8 protein-coding genes are annotated in these 7,473 nt (G+C 28.9%); 5 read left to right on the top strand and 3 right to left on the bottom strand.

Annotated elements, in window-relative coordinates; translation table 11 throughout:
* The 3 genes from AB1Z17_RS10985 to AB1Z17_RS10975 form a co-directional block, all read right to left on the bottom strand.
* The coding region (locus tag AB1Z17_RS10985) for an FAD-binding oxidoreductase (RefSeq protein WP_368051841.1) at nucleotides 1–888 on the bottom strand (888 nt) is incomplete at its 3' end.
* Nucleotides 889–1,083: 195 nt separating this feature from the next.
* Nucleotides 1,084–2,190 (bottom strand): nickel-binding protein, encoded by a 1,107-nt coding sequence (locus AB1Z17_RS10980; protein WP_368051840.1) that lies wholly within the window; start codon nucleotides 2,188–2,190, stop codon nucleotides 1,084–1,086.
* 126 nt (nucleotides 2,191–2,316) lie between these two features.
* On the bottom strand, nucleotides 2,317–2,568 hold the full coding sequence (locus AB1Z17_RS10975) for a type B 50S ribosomal protein L31 (protein ID WP_368051839.1): 252 nt from the start codon (nucleotides 2,566–2,568) through the stop codon (nucleotides 2,317–2,319).
* 146 nt (nucleotides 2,569–2,714) lie between these two features.
* Between AB1Z17_RS10975 and AB1Z17_RS10970 the strand changes: the two genes are divergently transcribed.
* The 5 genes from AB1Z17_RS10970 to AB1Z17_RS10950 all read left to right on the top strand — a co-directional run.
* Nucleotides 2,715–3,722: a glutaminyl-peptide cyclotransferase gene (locus AB1Z17_RS10970; RefSeq protein ID WP_368051838.1), complete on the top strand. Its 1,008-nt coding sequence runs from the start codon at nucleotides 2,715–2,717 to the stop codon at nucleotides 3,720–3,722.
* Between the two features lie 40 nt (nucleotides 3,723–3,762).
* Nucleotides 3,763–5,280, top strand: a complete 1,518-nt coding sequence (locus AB1Z17_RS10965; RefSeq protein ID WP_368051837.1) for a hypothetical protein — start codon at nucleotides 3,763–3,765, stop codon at nucleotides 5,278–5,280.
* Nucleotides 5,281–5,368: 88 nt separating this feature from the next.
* Nucleotides 5,369–6,049: an SDR family NAD(P)-dependent oxidoreductase gene (locus tag AB1Z17_RS10960; RefSeq protein ID WP_368051836.1), complete on the top strand. Its 681-nt coding sequence runs from the start codon at nucleotides 5,369–5,371 to the stop codon at nucleotides 6,047–6,049.
* Nucleotides 6,050–6,052: 3 nt separating this feature from the next.
* Complete coding sequence (locus AB1Z17_RS10955; RefSeq protein ID WP_368051835.1) at nucleotides 6,053–6,640, top strand: SprT-like domain-containing protein; 588 nt, start codon at nucleotides 6,053–6,055, stop codon at nucleotides 6,638–6,640.
* Nucleotides 6,641–6,644: 4 nt separating this feature from the next.
* Nucleotides 6,645–7,473 (top strand): mannose-1-phosphate guanylyltransferase (locus tag AB1Z17_RS10950; RefSeq protein WP_368051834.1); only part of this gene is annotated, 829 nt, incomplete at its 3' end.

Genomic DNA, 7,473 nt, shown 5'->3' with positions numbered 1-7,473 from the left:
CAACGGATTCTTTGCCAACACTGGTTTAAACGCTTCTTCAGCTTTATTCATATCACCTGAATAGCACCAAACTATTGCGCAAAATTGTTTTTTGTGCAAATGTTCTGGAAAAGGTGGTCCTGGAATAACCATAGTTGCAATGAATCCATTTAATTCATCTGGCGCATTATGAATAAACTTATGATACCATTCCATAATTTCTTCTGTTTTTTCGATTGGCCATAAGGTTGGGCCTCCAAAAACAGTTTTTACAGGATGTGCTTGAAATTTAAACGATGTTACAACTCCAAAGTTTCCACCACCACCACGAATTGCCCAAAACAAATCGGAATTCTGATCTTTATTTACAGTTACAAAAGAACCATCTGCTAAAACCATATCGGCTTCTAACAAATTATCAATGGTTAACCCATATTTTCTTGATAAATGTCCAACACCACCACCTAAAGTTAATCCTCCAACTCCTGTAGTAGATATGATTCCTGCTGGAACTGCTAATCCAAAAGGATGTGTTGCATGGTCTACTTCTCCCCAAAGATTTCCACCACCAACTCTTACTGTATTGTTGGAAGTATCTACTCGAACAAATTTTATTCCTGATAAATCGATAACTAATCCATCATTACAAAGTCCTAATCCTCCTCCATTGTGACCTCCTCCTCTTACTGCAACTAATAAATTGTGATCTCTTCCAAAATTTACAGAAGCTATAACATCGGCAACATCAACGCACATAGCGAATAATCCCGGACGTTTATCTATCATTCCGTTATAAACTTTTCGGGTTTCGTTATAATCATTATCTGATGGTTTAATAATGTTTCCTCGTAATTTTGAAGCAAATTCTTCAATAATTGAAGTCTCTAAATTTTTTACTAAAATTTTCATAATCATTGATTTTTTTTAAATAGTTAGTAGTTAAAATTCATTTTATATGAAATTGAACCCTACAAAGTTGTACTATAAAAAACTTAATCAATGTTAGTTTTAGTTCAAAAAATGATACAATTGATTCATTGAAAAATTGGGAAAGAAAATTATTTACAATTTGCTTAATCCTGTTAGAAGTATAATTGTTAGTTATTAAACAATATGTTGCTGAATATATTTAGATGGAAGTACTCCATATTTTTCTAAGAAACATTTTGAAAAGTAAGCTGGACTATTAAAACCAGACCTATAGGCTGTTTCAGAAATATTTCCATGTTGTTTATGAAGCATCTTTAATGCTTTATGCAATCTAAATTCTTTGATGAAATTATTTGGTGATTGACCAGTTAAACTAATCAACTTACGATACAATTGTGATTTACTATATCCTAAATCTTTACTAAAACTAGTAATATTAAAATTTGGTATATTCCAAATTCTCTCCACATAATCCATTAAGTGAATAAGAAATTCTTCTTCTGAAGGTTTCAACGTTCTTATTAAATTTTTATCTATAGTTATATTTCTATTTTCACTTTCATATAACGCTTTTACTTCAGACGAAATAACTAACTGTTCTTTAGTGACTTCACACATTCTTGTAGTGAATGTGATTGCTTCTTCAAAAATATTATTCTTATTTGTAACGGGAATTCCAGAACCTAAAGCTATTTTTAACTTACGACTTACAGAATCAAATTTTGGGGTAACATATTTAAATTTATACTGAATTTTTAAGGCACCTAATACTGCATCGGTTACAGATTTAAAGGAAACTAAATAACTATTATTATTATTATTTACAATTCTTCCATTAAATTTCTTCAATGTTTTTAAAACACTATTATGAAATTTTTGATAAAATACACTAAACTGATTTCCTTCTAATCTATTTAAATAATTACTGGTTTCTATTAACATTATTACCCTAAAAGCTGGATCATTAATAATATTAAGCTTGGTATCTTTTGCTTTTTCTGGATCTTGTATTCTTCCTAAAAAGGATTCAACTATATTTTTATCCACCTCTATAATATCATGTGGATATTCTCCATGGACATGGTCATGCATATCTTGTATTGCCTTTTTATTTGGAGCCTCAATTAAACAAAATGCAGTATTTCTATTTTCATCACACCAATAAGTCATTCCTTTGCATCCATATAGATGCTCAACTTTTAAATCTTCTTGATGCATTTGAGCTACATGCTCTGCTTTAATCTCTTTTGGAATATCGTGACGATCCATATATATTGGCATAGTATCTTTTTTCTACAATATAAACATTTTTTATGAAATTAATTTAATCTACTAGAAACGAACTATATATAAACAAAAAACCCCCAACTTTCGTTGAGGGTTTTAAATATTATTTAAACTAAAATATTACTTTTTAAATTTAGCATATTTAGTTTTGAACTTATCAATACGTCCTGCAGTATCTATTAACTTAGTTTTACCAGTGTAAAAAGGATGTGAACTCCTTGAGATCTCTAATTTTACTAAAGGATATTCAACACCATCTACATCTAAAGTTTCTTTAGTATTTACTGTTGAACGAGTTAAAAACACATCTTCATTAGACATATCTTTAAATGCTACCATTCTATAATTTTCTGGGTGTATACCTTTTCTCATCGTAAACTCGTTTTAATGCTGTTTTTATTTTTAAGACTGCAAATTTAACTATATTTTTGAAACTTCAAACAAATAATTTATTTTATTTACATAAAAATTACAAATATTTAATCAAAGTTATGATATATCGGTCAATAATAGGTTTTTTGTCGTTCATTTTATTAGTTTCTTGTAAAAGCGAATACAAATTCATTTTAAATACTCCTCAAAAAATTCAAAGTAACCAGGAGTTAACTATTTCAATTTCAGAAAAAAACGACAAACCTGTAGATTCTGTTCAATTTTCTATTGGTTCTAAAAAAATTGAGAGTAATGGTATGACCTCAACTTTAAAAATAAACGATTTTAAATTAGGGAAACACACCATCACAGCAATTGTTTTTTATCAGAATAAAACAGAAAAGGTTTCGAAAACTATTTATATTACAGCAGATACAGCTCCTGATATTTATACTTATAAAATTATAAATACCTATCCGCACGATAAAAATGCGTTTACACAAGGCTTAGAATACTACAACGGTTATTTATATGAAGGAACTGGAAGAAAAGGTACTTCATCCATAAGAAAAGTTGAATTAGAAACTGGTAAAGTTTTACAACAACAAGATCTAGATGCAGCATATTTTGGTGAAGGAATTACAATTTTTAATAATAAATTACACCAACTTACTTGGCAAAGCGGTATTGGATTTGTTTATGATTTGGAAACTTTTGAAAAAGAAAAAGAGTTTAAATATACTAAAAGTCTTCAAGGTTGGGGATTTGCAAATAATGGCGAACACTTACTTAAAACTGATGGTACAGAACGTATTTGGTTTTTAAATCCAGAAACGTTTTTAGAAGAAAGTTATATTGAAGTCTATACAAACAAAAGAAAGGTTGAAAACCTTAACGAGTTAGAATATATAAATGGTTTAATTTATGCTAATATCTGGCAGCAAAATTCTATTTTAATAATCAACCCAAAAACTGGAAAAGTTGAAGGAGTTGCTAATTTAAACAGCTTAAAAGAAGAAATCCTAAAAGAGCAAAATCTAACTGATAGTGATGAAGTTTTAAACGGAATAGCATACGACAAAGAAAATAATCGCATTTTTGTTACTGGTAAACATTGGGCAAAACTGTACGAAATTGAATTGATTAAAAAATAATTTTCTATAAATATTTTTCACATTTACTAAAACAATATTAATGCGCTATTACTTTACTTTTTTAATTGTGGTTATTCTTATAATTACAGCGTCTTGCAGAAAAGACTTTAGCGCCGTTTTAAGTACTGGAAATTTATCGTTTTCAAAAGATACCGTGTTTTTAGACACCGTTTTTACCAATATTGGTTCCAGCACTTATAATTTAAAAGTGTACAATAAAAGTAACAAAACCATTTCTGTGCCATCTATAAAATTAGGCGAAGGCGAAAATTCTAATTACCGATTAAATATTGATGGGATTCCTAGTAAAATTTTTGAAGATGTTAAAATATTAGCCAAAGACAGTGTTTATATTTTTATTGAAACTACTATAAATTATAATGAAGTTATCAGTCCAATTTATCAAGATGAAATTATTTTTGATACAGGAGAAAACCTGCAAGAAGTTACGTTAATTACCTTGGTAAAAGATGCACATTTTTTGTTTCCATCAAAAAATTCTGAAGGTGTAATTGAAACTATTACAACAGGGCTAAATGCATCTGGCGAAGCTACTAAAATAAATGGTTTTTATTTAGATGACAATACCAATTTTACAAACGAAAAACCGTATGTTATTTATGGCTATTGTGCTGTTCCTGAAAACAAAACACTGACTATAGAAGCCGGTACAAACATTCATTTTCATTCAAATTCAGGTATTATTGTCGATAAAAATGCTACTTTAATTGTTAAAGGTGAATTAAATAACCAAGTAATTTTTGAAGGCGACAGGTTAGAACCATCATTTAGCGATATTCCTGGGCAATGGGGTACAATTTGGTTACGCGCTGGAAGTAAAAATAATTCCATAAATAATACTATTATTAAAAATGCTACTGCTGGAATTATTTCAGATTCTATCAGCAGCAACTCACCTACTTTAACCATAAAAAATACTCAAATTTACAACAGTACCAATTTTGGAATTTTAGGTAGAGAAACTAATATTAAAGGCGAAAATTTAGTGATAAACAATAGCGGACAAGCTTCTTTAGCTTGTATTATAGGAGGAACCTATAATTTTACACATGCTACTTTAACAAATTTCTGGAATGGTAGTTTACGCCAATATCCAAGTGTTTTAATCAACAATTATTTCACTTATAGCAATAATGGTGAACAAATTGTTGAAACACGTAATTTACATGCTGCAAACTTTACAAATTGTATAATAGATGGGAATTCCAATATTGAATTAATTCTAGATAAAGTTGAAGGAAGCACTTTTAACTATTCGTTTCAAAATAATTTAATAAAATTTAACGATTATACTCAAAGTTATAAAGATATAAATGAATATAATTTTGAAGATTCAAATCATTACCAAAACAATATTTTTAATGGCAATCCAGATTTTAAATCTGTTAATACAAATGAATTAATTATTGGTGAAAATTCAGATGCAATTCAAAAAGCAGCTACACAAGGTGCTATTGTTGCTCCTTATGATATTTTAGGAGTACTTAGAACATCTCCTTCGGATATTGGTGCTTACCAGCATATTATTCTTGATTAAAAATGCTATCACTTTTAATGTGTTTTAAAAGCTGTATTTTTACAAAAAAATCTTAATATTTATAACTTAGTTATTTATTGAATTAAATATGAAAAACATAATAATTACTGGAACAAGTCGTGGAATTGGATTTGAATTAGCTCAACTATTTGCTAAAAACAATTATAATGTATTGGCTTTATCTAGAAACTCTGAACCTTTAAACAACCTTAATTTAAAAAATATTACAACGCTTTCAGTTGATTTGTCTAATGATAATGATTTACAAAAAGTGGCAAATTTTGTAAAAAAAAACTGGAAAAATGTTGATATTTTAATCAATAATGCAGGAAAGTTAGTTAATAAACCTTTTGAAAAAATAACTACTTCAGATTTTTTAGAAGTGTATAAAGTAAATGTTTTTGCTGTTGCAGAACTTACAAAACAACTAATTCCTTTTTTACAAAAAGGCAGTCACGTTGTAAATATTAGCAGTATTGGTGGCGTTTTAGGAAGCATGAAATTTCCAGGTTTAGCAGCATATAGTTCTTCAAAAGGCGCTTTATTAATATTAACCGAAGTGTTGGCTGAAGAATATAAAGAACAGCAAATTTCGTTTAATGCAATAGCTTTAGGCGCAGTGCAAACAGAAATGCTAGAAGAAGCTTTCCCTGGTTATAAAGCTCCCGTTACAGCTAAAGAAATGGCAGATTATATTTATAATTTTGCACTTACTGGAAACAAATATTATAACGGAAAAGTATTACAAGTTTCTTCAACAACTCCTTAATTTATGATTGAAACGCTTTCAAAATACATTCCTGAAAATGCCGTATCATTGGTTCAAGAAATTCTTGTAGAACACCCTTTAGATATTAAAATAGTTAGAGAAAGAGCTACAAAACACGGAGATTTTAAAAGAACCGTGCATAATAAAGTTCTAATTACTATTAATAATAACTTGAATCAGTATCAATTTTTACTAACATTAATTCATGAATTAGCGCATTTTGTCACTTTTAAGAAAAACAGACGTGTAAAACCACACGGAATTGAATGGAAAAGAAACTTTCAGCACTTAATGCTACCTTTTTTAAATCCAGCAATTTTTCCAGAAGATTTGTTACCCTTAATGGCAAATTATCTTATAAATCCAAAGGCAAGTACAGGATCTGATGTTAATTTAACATATGCTTTAAAATGTTATGATGATAATTCAGGAAAGAGTTTTATATTTGAATTACAACACGGAAGTATTTTTTTATTTAAAAATAAAACCTACAAAAAAGGCAACATTAGAAGAACCCGATTTGAATGTATTGAAATGAAGAGTAAAAAAACCTATTTATTCAATCAAAATGCAGAAGTAGAAACATTGTAACACTATGAACAAAAATTATTACGCAGTTATTATGGCGGGTGGAATTGGTTCTCGATTTTGGCCAGTAAGCACACATAAACTTCCCAAACAGTTTCATGATATTTTAGGTACAGGAAATTCTTTAATTCAACAAACCTATAATAGGTTTGAAAATTTAATTCCATCTGATAATATTTTAATTGCAACCAATAAAAAATATAAAAAATTAGTAAAAAAACACTTACCAACCATTGCATCGAATCAAATTTTATTAGAACCTGCAATGCTAAACACTGCACCTTGTATTTTATACAGTGCCTTTAAAATTTACAATAAAAATCCAGACGGAATTATGATAGTTGCTCCGTCTGATCATTATATTGAAAATGAGCAAGAGTTTATTTCAAATGTTGAAACCTCTTTTGATTTTTGTACAAAAAACGATTTTCTGTTAACGCTCGGAATTGAACCAACCAATCCAAATACGGGTTATGGATATATTAAATTTAATAAGTCTGACACCCCTATAAAAGAAGTCCTTAATTTCACTGAAAAGCCGAACCTTAAAACTGCCGAAAAGTTTGTAAAAAGTGGTGATTATCTTTGGAATGCAGGTATCTTTATTTGGAGCGTTAAAAGTATCTTAAAAGCTTTTGAAACCTACTTACCGGAAATGTTTCAACTTTTTTCAAAAGGATATGATGATTACAACACCGCTTTAGAAAACAATTTTATTGAAGAGAATTACGTAAAATCCGAAAACATATCAATAGATTTTGGAATTATGGAAAAAGCAACCAATGTTTGTGTATTACCAACAAATTTCGGATGGAACGATTTAGGCTCCTGGGTAT

It is taken from the genome of Lutibacter sp., from assembly GCF_040883305.1.
In the GTDB taxonomy this organism is placed as follows: domain Bacteria; phylum Bacteroidota; class Bacteroidia; order Flavobacteriales; family Flavobacteriaceae; genus Lutibacter.
The sequence above is the reverse complement of the archived record's forward strand: the minus strand, read 5'-3'. Positions and strand labels throughout refer to the sequence as shown.